Here is a 15255-nt window from a genome sequence, read left to right on the forward strand (position 1 = left end):
ATGAGGAGACTCCAATGCGCAAGACGGGATGGAGCCGGCGAGCCGGCGCGATGATGGTGCTGCTGCTGGGATTGCTGCTGCCCGGGCTGGCCGGAGCCAAAGACCCGGCAGGTACGGTGCTGGTGCTCGGCGACAGCCTCAGTGCTGCCCACAATATCCCTGCCGACGCCGGCTGGGTCAGCCTGTTGCAGCAGCGGGTCAGGCAACAGTCGAAAACACCGGCGCGCATCGTCAATGCCAGCATGAGCGGGGAAACCACGGCCGGCGCGCTGACCCGCCTGCCGGGCCTGTTGGCGAAGGAAAAGCCGACGGTGGTGGTGATCGCGCTGGGCGGCAACGACGCGCTGCGCGGGCTGACCCCGGCACAGGTGCAGGGCAACCTGGAAAAGATGGTACAGGCCAGCCAGAAGGCCGGCGCCAGGGTGCTGCTGCTGGGCATCGACGTGCCGCCCAACTATGGGCCCGCTTACCGCCAGCGCCTGGCGGCGGCCTACAAGGCGCTGGCCACGCAGTACAAGGTGCCGCTGCTGCCGTTCCTGCTGGAGGGCGTGGCCCTGCAGCCGGGCATGATGCAGGCCGATGGCCTGCACCCCACGGCGCAGGCGCAATCGAGGGTGCTGGACAACGTCTGGCCACTCCTGCGGCCCCTGCTCTGAACGATTTACAACCCTCTTGACGGAACTTCACATCGCGTCCACCGTCGATCCGGCATGTTTCACAAAGCTGAAGTTAGAGGGAATCACATGCGTCAGACGAAGGAGACCTCCGGCTTGGTGCTGGTGGTCGAAGACAACCGCAACATCTCCGAGATGATCGGGGAATACCTGGAAGGTCGCGGCTTCGAAGTCGACTATGCACAGGACGGCCTGGATGGCTACCGCCTTGCGGCGGAGAACAGCTATGACGTCGTGGTGCTCGACCTCATGTTGCCGCGCCTGGATGGCATCGAAGTATGCCGTCGCCTGCGCAACGATGCGCGCAAGTCCACCCCGGTGCTGATGCTCACGGCACGCGACACGCTGGACGACAAGCTCACCGGCCTCGGTTTCGGCGCCGATGACTACCTGACCAAGCCGTTCGCGATCCAGGAGCTGGAAGCCCGCCTGCGCGCGCTGATCCGCCGCGAACGCCGCCAGGTGGGTTCGGAAGTGCTGAAGGTCGCCGACCTGGTGCTCGATCCGGTCAGCATGCGGGCCACCCGTGCCGGTACCGAACTGCAGCTGTCGCCGATCGGCCTGCGCCTGCTGACCATCCTGATGCGCGAATCGCCGCGCGTGGTCACCCGCCAGGAGATCGAACGCGAGATCTGGGGCAATGGCCTGCCGGATTCGGACACCCTGCGCAGCCATCTGTACAACCTGCGCAAGATCATCGACAAGCCGTTCGACCGTCCGCTGCTGCACACCGTGCAGAGCGCCGGTTACCGCATTGCCGATATCGCCCAGCCGATGGCCTGATCGGGGCCAGGCCGGTGCAGCATCAGGCCCGGCCGGGCAACGACCCCCGCACCGGGCACGGATGACCGGCCAGCACTGCCGCCGGTCATCCTCCGTGCACGACTACGGCGCAGCGCGCTGCCTATAATCGCAGCGCTCTGACCGGGACCCCGCAATGCCGCACGGCCTGCCGCGCAAGATCCGTATCGCCTTCATCCTGCAGGCAGTCCTGGCCAGCCTGGGCATCCTGCTCGGTGCCTGGCTGGTTTCGCTGGTGATCAAGCACAGCCTGGTCGGCGCCGCCCTGCGCGAGGAAGCGGCCTATTACTGGACGCTGCACGAGGCCTCGCCGGTGCAGCCACCGCCCAACACCCAGAACATCCGCGGCTACCTGCTGGAAAGCGGGCAGTCGGCGCTGTCGTTGCCGGCCAACCTGCGCAACCTGGAACCCGGTTTCCACGAGCTGCCCAAGGATGACCAGCTGGTACTGGTCGATGTGCGTCCGGCCGGCCGCCTGTACCTGGTGTTCCTGCGTTCGCGTGCGGAGATGCTGGCGTTCTGGTTCGGCATCGTGCCGGTGCTGCTGACCCTGTTGGCGGTGTATGGCGCCAGCTGGGTCACCTACCGGGCCTCCAAGCGCCTGGTGTCGCCGGTGAACTGGCTGGCACGGCGCGTCTCGCGCTGGGACCCGGGCCACCCGGAGGCGGCCGACCTGGAACCGAACAAGCTGCCCGCGGACATGCAGGGCGAGACCCGGCAGCTGGCGGCCGCGCTGCATTCGCTGGCCAACCGGGTCAGCGCGCACGTGGCCCGCGAGCGCAACTTCACCCGCGATGCGAGCCACGAGCTGCGCACGCCGTTGACCGTCATCCGCGTGGCCAGCGACATGGCCCTGGGCGATGAAACCCTGCAGCCGCGCCTGCGCCGCAGCCTGCAGCGCATCCAGCGCGCCGGCCGTGACATGGAAGCGGTGATCGACGCGTTCCTGATCCTGGCCCGCGAGGCCGACGTCGAACCCCAGATCGAGCTGTTCGACGTCAACGACATCGTCCGCTACGAGGTGGACAACGCCAACGAACTGCTGGGTACGCGTCTGGTGTCAGTGCACCTGCACAGCGAAGGCCCGGTGCAGCTGCACGCGCCGCCGCGGGTGCTGCAGGTGGTGGTCAGCAACCTGGTGCGCAACGCCTGCAGCTACACCGACGAAGGGCGTATCGACGTGCACGTGCTCAATGACCGGGTGGTGGTGCGCGACACCGGCATCGGCATGTCCGCCGAGGCGCTGTCGCGCGCGTTTGAACCCTTCTACCGCGCCGAGCCGAGCCGCCCGCAGGGCACCGGCCTGGGCCTGTCGATCGTGCGCCGGCTGTGCGACCGCTTCGGCTGGAAGGTCAGCCTGACCAGCCAGCCGGGCAAGGGCACCGAAGCCACGGTGGTCTTCCGGTAACGCGGCGACCTGCCGGGGTCGGATCCCGTTGCGGCGCAACCGGCTCTGACCCCATCCCGCTGAAATGTCGGTAGATCCAGGCCATGCGTGGATGGGGTGCGGTAGCGCCGGGCCATGCCCGACGTCCACAGTGCCTCAGTTGCAGTTGACCTTCGGCGCCAGCGCCTTGGTCCAGATCGCATAGCCGGCCGGGGTCATGTGCAGCATGTCCTCGCGGAACAGCGTCGCGTCCGGCTGTCCATCGGCGCCGAGCATCGGCGTGTAGATGTCGGTGAAGCCGGTGTTGGGCAGCCTGGCCAGCGCAGCCTTGATCAGCGCGTTGGCTTCGTTGATCGCCGGCAGCAGGTGCGCACGCGACGGGCTCGGCTTGATCGACAGGTACTCGACCCTGGTCTTCGGCAGGTCGCGGTGCACGCGCTGCACGAAGGCGACCACGTCATCTCGCACCTGCATGGCGCTGCGGCCGCTGTTGAGGTCGTTGTCACCGGCGTAGAAGAACACCTTGCACGGCGCATACGGCACCACGATCTGGCCGGCATACCAGGTGCTGTCGCGCACTTCCGAACCGCCGAAGCCGCGGTTGAACACCGGCTGGCCGGGGAAGTCGGTGGCCAGGCTCTCCCAGAAGCGGATCGAGGAGCTGCCGATGAACTCGATGCCACCACGCGGCGGCGGGTTGGCCTGGTCGGCGCTGGCGAAGCGGGCCATGTCGCCGGCCCAGGCCACATTGGAGACCTGTTCGGGCACCTGCGGCGGCCTGGCCGGGCTCAGGGCCTGGGCAAGCGGTGCGGCAGTCAGCAGGCCCAGCATCAGCAGGCAGGTACGGCGACGGGACATCAGGCGCTCCAGCAGGCAAGGGGAGCTCCATCATAGAAGCACGGCCCAGCCCGGTGCTTGCCCCTGGCAGGCCGTTCAGCGGGCCGGTGCGGGGTGCGGTTGGCGGCCTTGTGGCAAAATGGCGGCCATCTGCCTATTCCTGTGCACCCATGATTTCCTGCCGTGCGTCTGAGCGGTCGCTGCGCCGCGCCCCTGTTGCTGGATGTTCCACCCGTGGCTGATCAGTTCGGCCACATGCCCCGCGGCCCGCGCCGCATCTTCCAGGCCGCCCGCTGGTCCTGGCAGGGCCTGCGCGCCGCCTGGCTGCACGAGTCCTCGTTCCGGCTGGAGGTATACCTGCTGGTGATGCTGACTCCGGTCGCGATCTGGCTGGGCCAGACCCCGGTCGAACGCGCGCTGCTGATCGGCTCGATGCTGCTGGTGCTGGCGATGGAGCTTGCCAACTCGGCCATCGAAGCGGTGATCGAACGCTACGGCAGCGAGATCCACGAGCTGGCTGGCCGCGCCAAGGACATGGGCTCGGCAGCGGTGTTCGTGCTGATGATGAACGTGCTGCTGTGCTGGGCGCTGGTCGTGGTTCCGCACGCGCTGGCCGGCAGCTACGGCTGAAACCCCATTCCCCCACTGCCTTGAAGAGTTTCCATGTCCTTTGAGTTCCTCGCCGACCCCAATGCCTGGGTGACCCTGTTCACGCTCAGCGCGCTGGAAATCGTGCTCGGCATCGACAACCTGGTGTTCATTTCCATCGCGGTCAGCAAGCTGCCGGAAGAGCGTCGTCCGTTCGCACGCAAGCTGGGCATCGCGGTGGCCTGCATCACCCGCATCGGCCTGCTGGTCTCGCTGGCCTACCTGGCGCACATGGCGGCCAACCTGTTCACCGTGGCCGGCATGGGCATTTCCATCCGCGACCTGGTACTGATCGTTGGTGGCCTGTTCCTGATCATCAAGGGCTGCATGGAGATCAAGGAACTGATCAGCGGTGGCGAGGACGAAGACCCCAGCACCACCAAGGCCTCGGCCGTGTTCGGCTACGTGATCGCCCAGATCGCGGTGATCGACATCGTGTTCTCGCTTGACTCGGTGATCACCGCCGTCGGCATCGCCGACCACATCCCGGTGATGGTGGCGGCCATCCTGCTGTCGGTGCTGGTGATGCTGCTGGCCGCCAACCCGCTGGGCCGCTTCATCGACGCCAACCCGACCGTGAAGATGCTGGCCCTGGCCTTCATCCTGATGATCGGTGCGGTGCTGATCCTGGACGGCCTGGACGTGCACGTGCCCAAGCCCTACATCTACGCCGCGATGGGCTTCTCGGTGCTGGTGGAGTGGCTGAACCTGCTGATGCGCCGCCGCGCCCGCGAACACAACGTGCCGGGCGCCGGCAACTGGTAAGCGCGCCATTGGCACGTGTGTCACCCAGAACCCCCGGCCTGGCCGGGGGTTCTGCGTTGTGGGGCGCGGCTCTACAACGAACGGCGCTGCGGTTTTTGCACTTGCGGCGGCGTTCCGGCCTCCACTTGTGAATCAGGATCAACAGTGTTTTCCCGGGCCGAGGCTTAATCCGGCGCAGCAAAGCGCGCAGGCTACGCACTCCCGATTCCCGCCCCCCAGGAAACCCCCATGAATTCCAGAGCCGCCTTGCTGGCGCTTGCCGTTGGCGCCTTCGCCATTGGAACCACCGAATTTGCCCCGATGGGCCTGTTGCCGGTCATCGCCGACGGCGTGGGCGTTGGCATCCCCACCGCCGGCATGCTGATCACCGCCTACGCCGTGGGCGTGATGCTGGGCGCGCCGGTGATGACCCTGCTGATGGGCCGTTTCGGCAAGCGCACCGCGCTGATGCTGCTGATGTCCATCTTCGTGGTCGGCAACCTGCTGTCCGCGCTGGCGCCGAACTACGGGCTGCTGCTGTCGCGCCTGGTCACCAGCCTCAACCACGGCGCCTTCTTCGGCATCGGTGCGGTGGTCGCCGCCAGCCTGGTGCCGAAGGAAAAGCAGGCTGCCGCCGTGGCCACCATGTTCATGGGCCTGACCATCGCCAACATCGGCGGCGTGCCGCTGGCGACCTGGGTCGGCCAGCAGCTGGGCTGGCGCCTGTCCTTCGCCGGTACTGCGGCGCTGGGCCTGATCGCAATCACCGCGCTGGGCTTCGCGCTGCCGGCATCTGCACCGGGGCCGCGCCCGGACGTGCGCCGCGAACTGAAGGCGATCCTGCAGCCGCCGGTGCTGCTGGCGATGGCCACCACCGTGCTCGGCGCCGGTGCCATGTTCACCCTCTATACCTACGTCGCACCGGTGCTGACCGAATTGACCGGCGCCTCCAATACCTTCATCGCGATCTCGCTGGCGCTGATCGGCATCGGCTTCACCCTCGGCAACGGCATCGGTGGGCGCATGGCCGACTGGTCGCTGGATGGCGCCACACGGATCCTGCTGGCCGTCCTGGCGGTGCTGATGTTCGTGCTGCCGCTGGCCTTCATGAGCCACGCCACCGCCGCCCTCGGTGTGCTGCTGTTCGGCGCGGCGACCTTCGCCCTCGTACCGCCGCTGCAGATCCGGGTGATGCAGGCGGCCAGCGAGGCGCCGGGCCTGGCGTCGTCGATCAACGTCGGTGCGTTCAACCTGGGCAATGCGGTGGGTGCGGCGCTGGGCGGTGCGGTGATCAGCTCGGGCCTGGGCTATGCCGCGATTCCGGTGGCCGGTGGCCTGCTGGCGGCATCGGGCCTGCTGCTGGCGTGGCTGGGGCGTCCCCGCACCGCGGTGGCTGAGGCCTGCTGAGGGGAGAGGGTTTACGGCAGGGCTTGCAGCCCTGCACCCGCTGAATCAACGTCAACGGCAAAAGCCTGCATTCCGTGGGTTGGCGGGGTGGGTCCGGTTGAGGGGGACGCTGCAAGTACGTCCATGTAAGCTCGGTCGCCGCATCCATGCGGCTCACGCCCCCTCAACCGGACCCACCCCGCCTTCGACAGATTCCCGCGATCTGTCGTAACGGCGTTCCGCTCTGGTAGGTGTCGACCTTGGTCGACACGAATGCCTGAAGAACCGGCTTTTGCTTTTGATTTTTTCTTTTGATCCTCCCGCGGTGTGCAGGAAATTGTCCGTGGCCGGGAGGGTGGGTTGGCTGGGGGCGTGAGCCGCATGGATGCGGCGACCGAGCTTACATGGACGTACTTGCAGCGCCCCCCAGCCAACCCACCCTCCCGGCCGACCCCGATAACGCTTCCTTGCCACCCACCGCGGAGGGGGCGGTGCCCGATGGCCGGTCTTTCACCCGAACCGTGGCATGCTCGGCGCCAAGCCCACCCGGAACCTCCGCCATGCGCCTGTTCACCCGTGTCCTGCCCCTGATGCTGCTGGCCTCCCTGCTGTCCGGCTGCGGCTACAACGCCATCCAGCAGAAGGATGAGGCGGTCAAGGCCAGCTGGTCCGAAGTGCTCAACCAGTACAAGCGCCGCGCCGATCTGGTGCCCAACCTGGTGCAGACGGTGAAGGGTTTTGCCAGCCAGGAAGAGCGCGTGCTGACCGAAGTCACCAACGCCCGTTCGCGCGTCGGCCAGATCAACGTCAACGCCGACGACGAAGCCTCGCTCAAGCAGTTCCAGCAGGCCCAGGGTGAACTCGGCAGCGCACTGTCGCGGCTGCTGGTGGTCACCGAGAACTACCCGGTGCTGAAGTCCGACCAGAGCTTCCGCGACCTGCAGGCCCAGCTGGAAGGCACCGAAAACCGCATCACGGTTGCGCGCGGCCGCTACATCCAGCAGGTGCAGGACTACAACACCTACATCCGTTCGTTCCCGCAGGTGATCACCGCCAAGATCTTCGGCTACAAGACCAAGCCGAACTTCACGGTGGACAACGAAGCGCAGATTTCCAACGCGCCAGCGGTCGATTTCGGCAACGCGCCGCAGCAGCAGCCGGCGCCGCAGCCGGGCCATTGACCGATGCGCCTGGCCACTGCGCTGCTGGCCCTGCTGCTGTGGCTGCCGTTGGCAGCGCAGGCACAGCCGCTGGCGCCGATTCCTGCGCTGGACTCGCCGGTGGTCGATACCACCGGCACGCTGGACGCCACGCAGAAGCAGGCGCTGGTGCAGCAGGCGATCGAGCTGCAGCAGCGCAAAGGCAGCCAGCTGCAGGTGCTGGTGGTGCCCACCACCCAGCCGGAGGACATCGCGCAATACACCACGCGGGTCTTCGACCAATGGCAGATCGGCCGCAAGGGCGTGGATGACGGCGTGCTGCTGGTGGTGGCCAAGGATGACCGGCGCGTGCGCATCGAGCCGGGCTACGGCCTTGAAGGCGCCATTCCCGATGCCATCGCCAACCGGGTGATCCAGGAATACCTGGTCCCGCGCTTCCGCAGCGGCGACTATGCCGGCGGCATCACCGATGCCACGGCGGTGCTGGTCAAGCTGATCGACGGCGAACCGCTGCCGGCACCGGTCAGCGGTCATCGCGGGCGCGAGCCCGGTGGTGGTGGCGATACCTGGTTCCTGGCGCTGTTTATCGGCGTGTTCGCCGGCAGCATCCTGCGCGGCGTGTTCTCGCGCGTGCCGCGTCCGCTGCGCGGCCTGCTCGGCGGCGCGGGTGCGGCGCTGGCAGCATTTTTGTTCACCTCCACGCTGCTGGCCAGTGGCCTGGCCGGCGTGGTCGGCCTGATCGTGGCGATGCTGTCCGGCCACCCGGGTCGCTTTGCCGGCGGTGGCGGTTGGGGCGGTGGCAGCTGGGGTGGCGGAGGCGGTTTCGGCGGGGGCGGTGGATTCGGTGGTGGTGGTGGCTGGGGCGGTGGCGGCGGCCGTTCCGGTGGCGGTGGCGCTTCGGGAGGCTGGTGATGATCCAACGTCTGTTCCGCCATGTATTCTCGCCCTCGGTGCGGCGTGCCTTCCCGCCGGCCACATTGCAGGCGATCACCGAGGCCATCGCGGCCGGTGAGCAGCGCCACGGCGGGCAGGTGATGTTCGCGGTGGAAGCGGACCTGCCGCTGGGGGCGCTGTGGCACAGGGTGACCCCGCGCCAGGCCGCCGAGCATGCCTTTGCGCGCCTGCGAACCTGGGATACCGCCCACAACAACGGCGTACTGATCTACCTGCTGCTGGCCGATCACGCGATCGAGATCGTTGCCGACCGTGGCCTGCACGGCCGGGTCAGCCCGGCGCAGTGGCAGCGGGTCTGCACCCACCTGCGCGAGGGCCTGCGCGGGGCCCATCCGGTCGAGGCATTGCAGGATGCCATCGACGAGGTCTCCAGCCTGATCGAAGGGCACTTTCCGGCCGCCACGCGGTCCGAGCATGACGCGTTGCCTGACGCGCCGCAGATCCTGGACTGAACCCTGATCTGCGGCGTGGTCCTCCGCCCGTGCCGGCCCCGGCCCCGGGCGGGGCAGGGACGCTAAAATACCCGTACTCCCGCCAGGCGTTTTCCATGATCTATTTCCACGACATCGACCCCATCGCCCTTTCGCTGGGGCCGATCAAGGTGCACTGGTACGGCATCATGTACCTGCTCGGCTTCACCGCAGCGTGGCTGCTGGGCCGCACGCGCATTGCCGCGGGGCGCCTGCCGGGCGTCGATGCCAACGGCTTCTCCGACCTGCTGTTCTACGCCATGCTCGGCGTGGTGCTGGGCGGGCGCATCGGCTACATGCTGTTCTACGCGCTGGGCGATTTCCTGCACAACCCGCTGCTGCTGTTCAAGGTGTGGGACGGCGGCATGAGCTTCCACGGTGGCCTGCTGGGCGTGCTGGGCGCCTGCTGGTGGTGGTCGCGCAAGCACAAGCTGCATTTCTTCGACACCATGGATTTCATGGCGCCGCTGGTGCCACTGGGCCTGGGCTTCGGCCGCATCGGCAACTTCATCGGCGCCGAGCTGTGGGGCAAGTACACCGACGGGACCTGGGGCGTGGTGTTCCCGTCCGGCCTGCCGGCCCCGCTGAACCAGCTCGACCACGCGACGCTGCAGGCGCAGTTCGCCACCGGCGCATTGAACCCGTACGCCCGCCATCCGTCGCAGCTGTATGAAGCGTTCCTGGAAGGCCTGGTGATGTTCGTGGTGCTGTGGGCGGTGTCGGCCAAGCCGCGCCACCGCTACCTGGTGGGTGGCCTGTTCGCGTTGATGTACGGCCTGTTCCGCTTCGCGGTGGAGTTCGTGCGCATGCCGGACAACGGCGTCTACGTGGCCTTCGACTGGCTGACCCGTGGCCAGATCCTCAGCCTGCCGCTGATCGCCTTCGGCCTGGTGCTGCTGGTGATGTCGCGCCGCGCGCCGGTGCTGCAGCCGCAGTTGCCGGTGGCTGCCGAGGGCAAGCCATGAAGCCCTACCTGGACCTGCTGGCGCACGTGCTCGAGCATGGCGCCGAGAAGAGTGATCGCACCGGTACCGGCACCCGCAGCGTGTTCGGCTGGCAGATGCGCTTCGACCTCACCGAAGGCTTTCCGCTGGTCACCACCAAGAAACTGCACCTGCGCTCGATCATCCACGAGCTGCTGTGGTTCCTGAAGGGCGACACCAACATCGGCTACCTGAAGGACAACCAGGTGCGCATCTGGGACGAGTGGGCCGACGAGAACGGCGACCTCGGCCCGGTCTACGGCAAGCAGTGGCGCAGCTGGGCCACCGCCGACGGCCGCCAGATCGACCAGATGCAGTGGCTTGTGGACGAGATCAAGCGCAACCCCGATTCACGCCGGCTGGTGGTCAGTGCCTGGAACGTGGGCGAGCTTTCGCAGATGGCGTTGATGCCATGCCATAACCTGTTCCAGTTCTACGTGGTGGACGGCAAGCTCAGCTGCCAGCTGTACCAGCGCAGCGGTGACATCTTCCTTGGCGTGCCGTTCAACATCGCCAGCTACGCGCTGCTGACCCACATGGTGGCGCAGGCCACCGGCCTGGGCGTGGGCGACTTCGTGCATACGCTGGGTGACGCGCACCTGTATTCGAACCACTTCGAGCAGGCCCGCGAGCAGCTGTCGCGCGCGCCGCGCGCGCTGCCGAAGCTGTGGTTGAACCCGGAGGTGACCGACCTGTTCGGCTTCCAGTTCGACGACATCCGCATCGACGGCTACGACCCGCACCCGGCGATCAAGGCGCCGGTGGCGGTATGAGCGCCCTGAAGCTGTCGATGATCGTGGCGCTGGACCGCAACCGTGGCATCGGCCAGGGCAATGCCATGCCCTGGCATCTGCCGGATGACTTCAAGCACTTCAAGGCGCTCACCCTGGGCAAGCCGATCCTGATGGGGCGCAAGACGGCCGAGTCGATCGGCCGCGTGCTGCCGGGGCGGACCAACCTGGTGCTGACCCGCAGCGGCCAGGTGCCGTTCGAGGGCATGCGTGCGGTGGCGTCGCTGGACGAGGCGAAGGCGATTGCCGAAGGCGAGGGCGCCCGCGAGCTGTGCATCATCGGCGGCGGCGAGATCTTCCACCAGTTGCTGGACCAGGCCAGTGACCTGTACCTGACCTGGGTCGATGCCGAAGTCCCCGCCGATACCCATTTCCCCGAAGTGGACGTGCAGGACTGGCAGGAAGTGAGCAGCGAGCCGCACCCGGCCGACGAACGGCACGCCTACGCGTTCCGCTTCGTGCACTACGTGCGCCGCTGATCGAAACGCACCTGTAGAGCCGAGCCATGCTCGGCTGCTTTCCGCGGACACATCCCGGAGCCGAGCATGGCTCGGCTCTACAGGATTGCCTACGGCATCCGGTAATGCCCGATGATCGCGTGCTGGAACAGCAGGTTCTCTTCGCGCGTGCCGCGCGCGATGTTGTGCAGCACCAGCGGTGTGCCATTGGCCAGGCGCCGGTCAGAAACGATGCCCACGTGCAGCAGGCCGTTGCCATTGAGCTTCCAGGCAACGATGTCGCCGGCCGCGTAGTCGGCGGCGAGGGCCGTGACCGGTTGCTGCCAGCCCTGGCGCTCGAACCAGCGCATCAGGTTCGGTACACGACGATGATCGATGTTGCGGTCCGGCCGTGACAGGCCCCAGATCGCCGGATAGGCACTGAAACTGCCGCGCATGTCCTCATGCACGCGTGCCTGCAGGTCCAGGCCCAGATCGCGCAGGGCGCGCACCACCACGTCCGTGCACACGCCGCGATCCAGTGGCACGTCGCCGCCGGGATAGGCCAGTACTTGGTAAGCAGGATCGTAACGGATGGTGACGCCGACCTGCGCGCGGGCTGCGGCCACCAATGGCGGCGAAGGGGCCTGCGGCTGCGTCGGCGCATGTGCAGCACCATCCGCAGCCGTGGGAGCAGGCGGCGAGCCGGGCTGGCAGCCGCTGGCCAGGGCCAGCGTCAGCAGCACCGTCCCTGGTGCCCAGCCGCGCCGCGTCACGCCTGCGGCGGGGGACTGTTGTGGGTGCCGCCACCCGCGCCGCCCCCTCCGCCACCACGACGGCGACGGCGGCGTGGGCCACGGTTGCCCGGGGTGGCAGCGGCGTTGCCGCCCTGTTCCTTGCCCTGCGTCGCAGCGCCGGGGCGCTCGTGCGCCGGTCGCGCCGGCGGGCGGGCGTTGGGCACGGGTGCCGGTACGTCGCGGCCCGGAACCTGCACTACGCGCAGCTCGTCGGTATCAAGCTGGAGCGCGGTCAGCTTGCCGCCCCAGACCGCGCCAGTGTCGATGGCGTGCACGCCCTGGGTGATGGTCAGGCCCAGCGCCGACCAGTGGCCGCAGACGACCTTGAGGTCGCGCTCGACCCGGCCGGGCACTTCGAACCAGGGATACAGCCCCTGTTCCTGCGTGCCCGGCGTGCCCTTGTCCTCGATGCCGATGCGCCCCCGCGGGGTGCAGTAGCGCATGCGGGTGAGCACGTTGATGATCGCGCGCGAGCGGTCGTAACCGGACAGGTTCGGGGCCCAGCTCGGCTTGTCGCCGTACATGTTGCGGAACAGCTTGCGGTAGCCGGCGCCATGCAGTTGCACCTCGACCTCGGCGGCATGCTTCTCGGCCATCTGCGTGGTCCACTTCGGCGCCAGGCCGGCGTGCACCATCATCCAGCCCAGCTCGCGGTCCACGTGCACCAGCTTCTGCAGGCGCAGCCAGTCCAGCAGTTCGTCGCGGTCCTCGGCCTGCACGATGCGCAGCAGGTCCGGGTTGACCTTGCGCTGTTCCTCTTCGGTACGCGAACCGACGGCCAGCAGCGAAAGATCATGGTTGCCCAGCACCACCACGCTGTGCTCGCGCAGCGAGTGCACCAGCCGCAGCGTTTCCAGCGACTGCCCGCCGCGGTTGACCAGGTCGCCGCAGAACCACAGGGTGTCCTGCGCCGGGTCGAAGCGGATCTTCTCCAGCAATCGCTGGGTGACGTCATAGCAGCCCTGCAGGTCGCCGATCGCCCACACACTCATCGTTCGGCCTCCGTGTCAGTGCAGGGTACGCGGCACGGCCAGCACGAAGGGTGCGACCGGCGCGGCAAATTCGGTGCCATCGTCGGCGACCATGTCGTAGTGCCCCTGCATGGTCCCGTGATCGGTCCCCAGCATGACACCGGACGTGTAACGGAAGTCTTCACCGGGGCGCAGCCGCGGCTGCTCGCCGATCACCCCGTCGCCATCGACATGCTCGACACGGCCATTGGCATCGGTGATGCGCCAGTGGCGCGCGACCAGGCGTGCCGCGACCCGCCCCTGGTTGTGGATGCGGATCGTGTAGGCGAACGCAAAGCGACCGTCTTCCGGCGCGGATTGATCGTCGAGGAAGCGCGGCGCGACTTCGACGGAGATGGCATAAACGTCAGCGTCTTCCATACCGGCAGTGTAATCAGGAGGCATTGGCCAAAGCGATGAATTCGGCCACGTCCAGCTGTTCGGCGCGGGCATCGGGACGCACGCCGGCGGCGATGAACTGCTCGGCGGACACCACGTTGTTCAGGGCATTGCGCAGGGTCTTGCGGCGCTGCCCGAAGGCGGCCTTGACCACCTCGGCGAAGCGCTTGTGGTCGTTGATGTTGATCGCGGCCGGGTCACGCGGCACCAGACGCACCACGGCCGAATCGACCTTCGGCGGCGGCCGGAACGCGCCCGGCGGCACCACGAACAGCGAGGTCACCTGGCAGTAGGCCTGCAGCATCACGCTGAGGCGGCCATACACCTTGCTGCCGGGGCCGGCCGCCATGCGGTCGACCACTTCCTTCTGCAGCATGAAGTGCATGTCGCGGATGACCGCGGCATGCTCCAGCGCATGGAACAGGATCGGCGAGGAGATGTTGTAGGGCAGGTTGCCGACCAGGCGAATCGGCTGGCCGGCAGCCAGTTCGGTGAAGTCCACGCGCAGCACGTCGCGATGAACGATGGTCAGCTCGCCCAGTGGCTCGGCGGCGGCGGTCAGCGGCGCGATCAGGTCGCGGTCGAACTCGATCACCGTCAGCGTGGGGTGCACGCGCAGCAGCGGCAGGGTGATCGCGCCCTGGCCAGGGCCGATCTCGACCAGGCGGTCGCCGTCTTTCGGGTTGACCGCCATCACGATCTTGTCGATGTAGTGGCGGTCGGCCAGGAAATGCTGGCCAAGCTGCTTCTTGGCCGGTGCGGTGAACACCGGGCCGGAGGGGGAATGCGGGGAATTCATGCGCCCAGTGTACGTTGCCGCGCAAGCTGCGCACACAGCGTCGTTGCCGCCTGCAGGCTGGAGGGATCGGCGATGCCGCGGCCGGCCAGCTCCAGCGCGGTGCCATGGTCCACCGCCACGCGCGGATAGGGCAGGCCCAGGGTCAGGTTCACCGCCTGTTCGAAGCCGGAATATTTCAGTACCGGCAGGCCCTGGTCGTGGTACATCGCCAGCACGGTGTCGAAGCCGGCCAGCTTGGCGGGCAGGAAGGCGGTATCGGCCGGCAGCGGCCCGACCAGGTCCATGCCCTCCGCGCGCAGGCGCTGCAGCAGCGGGATGACCAGATCCAGTTCTTCGCGGCCCAGGTGGCCATCTTCGCCGGCGTGCGGGTTCAGGCCGAGCACGGCGATGCGCGGCGCAGGCAGGCCGAACTCACGGCGCAGTGCGGCGTGCACCGTGCGCAGCGTGTGCTCCAGGCCGGGCGCGGTGATCGCATCGGCCACCTCGCGCAGCGGCAGGTGGGTGGTGGCCAGGGCCACGCGCACGATGTGGTTGGCCAGCATCATCACCACCTTTACCCCGGCCTGGTCGGCCAGCAGTTCAGTGGTGCCGCTGTAGGCGATGCCGCCTTCATTGATGACGGCCTTGTGCACCGGGCCGGTCACAACACCGTGCAGTTCGCCGGACAGGCAGGCCTGGCCGGCGCCGAGCAGCGCGCCGATGACCGCGCCGGCATTGGCCGGATCGGCCTGGCCGAAGCGGCTGGGCGCAGCGTTGCGGACAGCGCGCAGGCGCAGATCGCCGGGGGCGCGTGCTTCGGCGTCCTCGGGCAGCAGCTGCAGGGGCAGGTTCAGCGCGGCCGCGGCCGCGTGCAGGGTGTCCGGATCGGCGAAGGCCAGCAGCCGGCAATCTTCACGCGGCTGCTGGACGAGGCGGACACATAGCTCCGGGCCGATCCCGGCGGGCTCGCCCGGTACCAGAGCGAGCTCGGGGCGCATC

18 protein-coding genes are annotated in these 15255 nt (G+C 67.9%); 12 read left to right on the forward strand and 6 right to left on the reverse strand.

Annotation, left to right across the window (positions count from 1 at the left end):
* The first annotated feature begins 14 nt into the window (after positions 1 to 14).
* From ACT6SE_RS02275 to ACT6SE_RS02285, 3 genes are all read left to right on the forward strand, one after another.
* On the forward strand, positions 15 to 656 hold the full coding sequence (locus ACT6SE_RS02275) for an arylesterase (protein WP_032956728.1): 642 nt from the start codon (positions 15 to 17) through the stop codon (positions 654 to 656).
* An 87-nt stretch (positions 657 to 743) separates the two neighbouring features.
* Complete coding sequence (locus ACT6SE_RS02280; protein ID WP_002811889.1) at positions 744 to 1457, forward strand: response regulator transcription factor; 714 nt, start codon at positions 744 to 746, stop codon at positions 1455 to 1457.
* Between the two features lie 154 nt (positions 1458 to 1611).
* Positions 1612 to 2883, forward strand: a complete 1272-nt coding sequence (locus ACT6SE_RS02285; RefSeq protein WP_046428888.1) for a sensor histidine kinase — start codon at positions 1612 to 1614, stop codon at positions 2881 to 2883.
* Between the two features lie 135 nt (positions 2884 to 3018).
* Here ACT6SE_RS02285 and ACT6SE_RS02290 read toward each other — a convergent pair whose 3' ends face one another.
* Positions 3019 to 3720: an SGNH/GDSL hydrolase family protein gene (locus ACT6SE_RS02290; protein ID WP_014645976.1), complete on the reverse strand. Its 702-nt coding sequence runs from the start codon at positions 3718 to 3720 to the stop codon at positions 3019 to 3021.
* A 213-nt stretch (positions 3721 to 3933) separates the two neighbouring features.
* Here ACT6SE_RS02290 and ACT6SE_RS02295 point away from each other — a divergent pair, with 213 nt between their 5' ends.
* The 9 genes from ACT6SE_RS02295 (at position 3934) to ACT6SE_RS02335 (ending at position 11314) form a co-directional block, all read left to right on the forward strand.
* Positions 3934 to 4329: a diacylglycerol kinase gene (locus tag ACT6SE_RS02295; protein WP_014036025.1), complete on the forward strand. Its 396-nt coding sequence runs from the start codon at positions 3934 to 3936 to the stop codon at positions 4327 to 4329.
* A 33-nt stretch (positions 4330 to 4362) separates the two neighbouring features.
* Positions 4363 to 5112, forward strand: coding sequence for a TerC family protein (locus tag ACT6SE_RS02300; protein WP_005408127.1), 750 nt, complete (start codon positions 4363 to 4365; stop codon positions 5110 to 5112).
* Between the two features lie 228 nt (positions 5113 to 5340).
* Positions 5341 to 6498 (forward strand): MFS transporter, encoded by a 1158-nt coding sequence (locus tag ACT6SE_RS02305; protein WP_444811089.1) that lies wholly within the window; start codon positions 5341 to 5343, stop codon positions 6496 to 6498.
* Positions 6499 to 7037: 539 nt separating this feature from the next.
* Positions 7038 to 7658 carry a LemA family protein gene (locus ACT6SE_RS02310; RefSeq protein ID WP_046428903.1) on the forward strand — a complete coding sequence of 207 codons (621 nt, stop codon included), beginning with the start codon at positions 7038 to 7040 and terminating at the stop codon, positions 7656 to 7658.
* Positions 7659 to 7661: 3 nt separating this feature from the next.
* Positions 7662 to 8549 carry a TPM domain-containing protein gene (locus ACT6SE_RS02315; RefSeq protein WP_049420663.1) on the forward strand — a complete coding sequence of 296 codons (888 nt, stop codon included), beginning with the start codon at positions 7662 to 7664 and terminating at the stop codon, positions 8547 to 8549.
* The gene (locus ACT6SE_RS02320) at positions 8549 to 9043 is read left to right on the forward strand and encodes a TPM domain-containing protein (protein ID WP_032955917.1); all 495 of its coding nucleotides are present in this window, start codon (positions 8549 to 8551) and stop codon (positions 9041 to 9043) included. The genes ACT6SE_RS02315 and ACT6SE_RS02320 overlap by 1 nt, the downstream gene beginning before the upstream one ends.
* Before the next feature lie 95 nt (positions 9044 to 9138).
* Positions 9139 to 10026 (forward strand): prolipoprotein diacylglyceryl transferase, encoded by an 888-nt coding sequence (lgt, locus tag ACT6SE_RS02325; protein WP_046428907.1) that lies wholly within the window; start codon positions 9139 to 9141, stop codon positions 10024 to 10026.
* Entirely contained in the window at positions 10023 to 10817 is a 795-nt protein-coding gene (locus tag ACT6SE_RS02330; protein WP_046428910.1) for a thymidylate synthase, read from the forward strand. Before lgt ends, ACT6SE_RS02330 begins: the two co-directional genes overlap by 4 nt.
* A gap of 5 nt (positions 10818 to 10822) precedes the next feature.
* On the forward strand, positions 10823 to 11314 hold the full coding sequence (locus ACT6SE_RS02335) for a dihydrofolate reductase (RefSeq protein WP_032955921.1): 492 nt from the start codon (positions 10823 to 10825) through the stop codon (positions 11312 to 11314).
* Between the two features lie 89 nt (positions 11315 to 11403).
* On the opposite strand, the gene ACT6SE_RS02340 is transcribed toward ACT6SE_RS02335, so the two are convergent.
* Genes ACT6SE_RS02340 through pdxA form a run of 5 tightly spaced genes read right to left on the reverse strand, consistent with a single transcriptional unit; the run spans position 11404 to position 15254 of the window.
* Positions 11404 to 12048 carry a DUF1287 domain-containing protein gene (locus ACT6SE_RS02340; protein ID WP_049420660.1) on the reverse strand — a complete coding sequence of 215 codons (645 nt, stop codon included), beginning with the start codon at positions 12046 to 12048 and terminating at the stop codon, positions 11404 to 11406.
* Positions 12045 to 13061: a symmetrical bis(5'-nucleosyl)-tetraphosphatase gene (locus ACT6SE_RS02345; protein WP_014645985.1), complete on the reverse strand. Its 1017-nt coding sequence runs from the start codon at positions 13059 to 13061 to the stop codon at positions 12045 to 12047. The genes ACT6SE_RS02340 and ACT6SE_RS02345 overlap by 4 nt, the downstream gene beginning before the upstream one ends.
* 15 nt (positions 13062 to 13076) lie before the next feature.
* Complete coding sequence (apaG, locus tag ACT6SE_RS02350) at positions 13077 to 13460, reverse strand: Co2+/Mg2+ efflux protein ApaG (protein WP_008268668.1); 384 nt, start codon at positions 13458 to 13460, stop codon at positions 13077 to 13079.
* A 13-nt stretch (positions 13461 to 13473) separates the two neighbouring features.
* On the reverse strand, positions 13474 to 14277 hold the full coding sequence (gene rsmA / locus ACT6SE_RS02355) for a 16S rRNA (adenine(1518)-N(6)/adenine(1519)-N(6))-dimethyltransferase RsmA (protein WP_014645986.1): 804 nt from the start codon (positions 14275 to 14277) through the stop codon (positions 13474 to 13476).
* A complete protein-coding gene (gene pdxA / locus ACT6SE_RS02360) occupies positions 14274 to 15254 on the reverse strand; it encodes a 4-hydroxythreonine-4-phosphate dehydrogenase PdxA (RefSeq protein ID WP_046428925.1) in 981 nt (326 codons plus the stop codon). The genes rsmA and pdxA overlap by 4 nt, the downstream gene beginning before the upstream one ends.
* Position 15255 lies beyond the last annotated feature (1 nt).

Source organism: Stenotrophomonas sp. LC732 (assembly GCF_052446685.1).
GTDB lineage: Bacteria > Pseudomonadota > Gammaproteobacteria > Xanthomonadales > Xanthomonadaceae > Stenotrophomonas > Stenotrophomonas muris.

Bases quoted from the DNA above. Each gene is read 5' to 3' on its own strand.
- ACT6SE_RS02310 (WP_046428903.1), top strand. From the start codon at position 7,038: ATGCGCCTGTTCACCCGTGTCCTGCCCCTGATGCTGCTGGCCTCCCTG.
- ACT6SE_RS02300 (WP_005408127.1), top strand. From the start codon at position 4,363: ATGTCCTTTGAGTTCCTCGCCGACCCCAATGCCTGGGTGACCCTGTTC.
- ACT6SE_RS02330 (WP_046428910.1), top strand. From the start codon at position 10,023: ATGAAGCCCTACCTGGACCTGCTGGCGCACGTGCTCGAGCATGGCGCC.
- ACT6SE_RS02305 (WP_444811089.1), top strand. From the start codon at position 5,341: ATGAATTCCAGAGCCGCCTTGCTGGCGCTTGCCGTTGGCGCCTTCGCC.
- ACT6SE_RS02320 (WP_032955917.1), top strand. From the start codon at position 8,549: ATGATCCAACGTCTGTTCCGCCATGTATTCTCGCCCTCGGTGCGGCGT.
- ACT6SE_RS02275 (WP_032956728.1), top strand. From the start codon at position 15: ATGCGCAAGACGGGATGGAGCCGGCGAGCCGGCGCGATGATGGTGCTG.
- ACT6SE_RS02280 (WP_002811889.1), top strand. From the start codon at position 744: ATGCGTCAGACGAAGGAGACCTCCGGCTTGGTGCTGGTGGTCGAAGAC.
- pdxA (WP_046428925.1), bottom strand. From the start codon at position 15,254: ATGCGCCCCGAGCTCGCTCTGGTACCGGGCGAGCCCGCCGGGATCGGC.
- rsmA (WP_014645986.1), bottom strand. From the start codon at position 14,277: ATGAATTCCCCGCATTCCCCCTCCGGCCCGGTGTTCACCGCACCGGCC.
- apaG (WP_008268668.1), bottom strand. From the start codon at position 13,460: ATGGAAGACGCTGACGTTTATGCCATCTCCGTCGAAGTCGCGCCGCGC.
- ACT6SE_RS02345 (WP_014645985.1), bottom strand. From the start codon at position 13,061: ATGAGTGTGTGGGCGATCGGCGACCTGCAGGGCTGCTATGACGTCACC.
- ACT6SE_RS02285 (WP_046428888.1), top strand. From the start codon at position 1,612: ATGCCGCACGGCCTGCCGCGCAAGATCCGTATCGCCTTCATCCTGCAG.
- lgt (WP_046428907.1), top strand. From the start codon at position 9,139: ATGATCTATTTCCACGACATCGACCCCATCGCCCTTTCGCTGGGGCCG.
- ACT6SE_RS02315 (WP_049420663.1), top strand. From the start codon at position 7,662: ATGCGCCTGGCCACTGCGCTGCTGGCCCTGCTGCTGTGGCTGCCGTTG.
- ACT6SE_RS02290 (WP_014645976.1), bottom strand. From the start codon at position 3,720: ATGTCCCGTCGCCGTACCTGCCTGCTGATGCTGGGCCTGCTGACTGCC.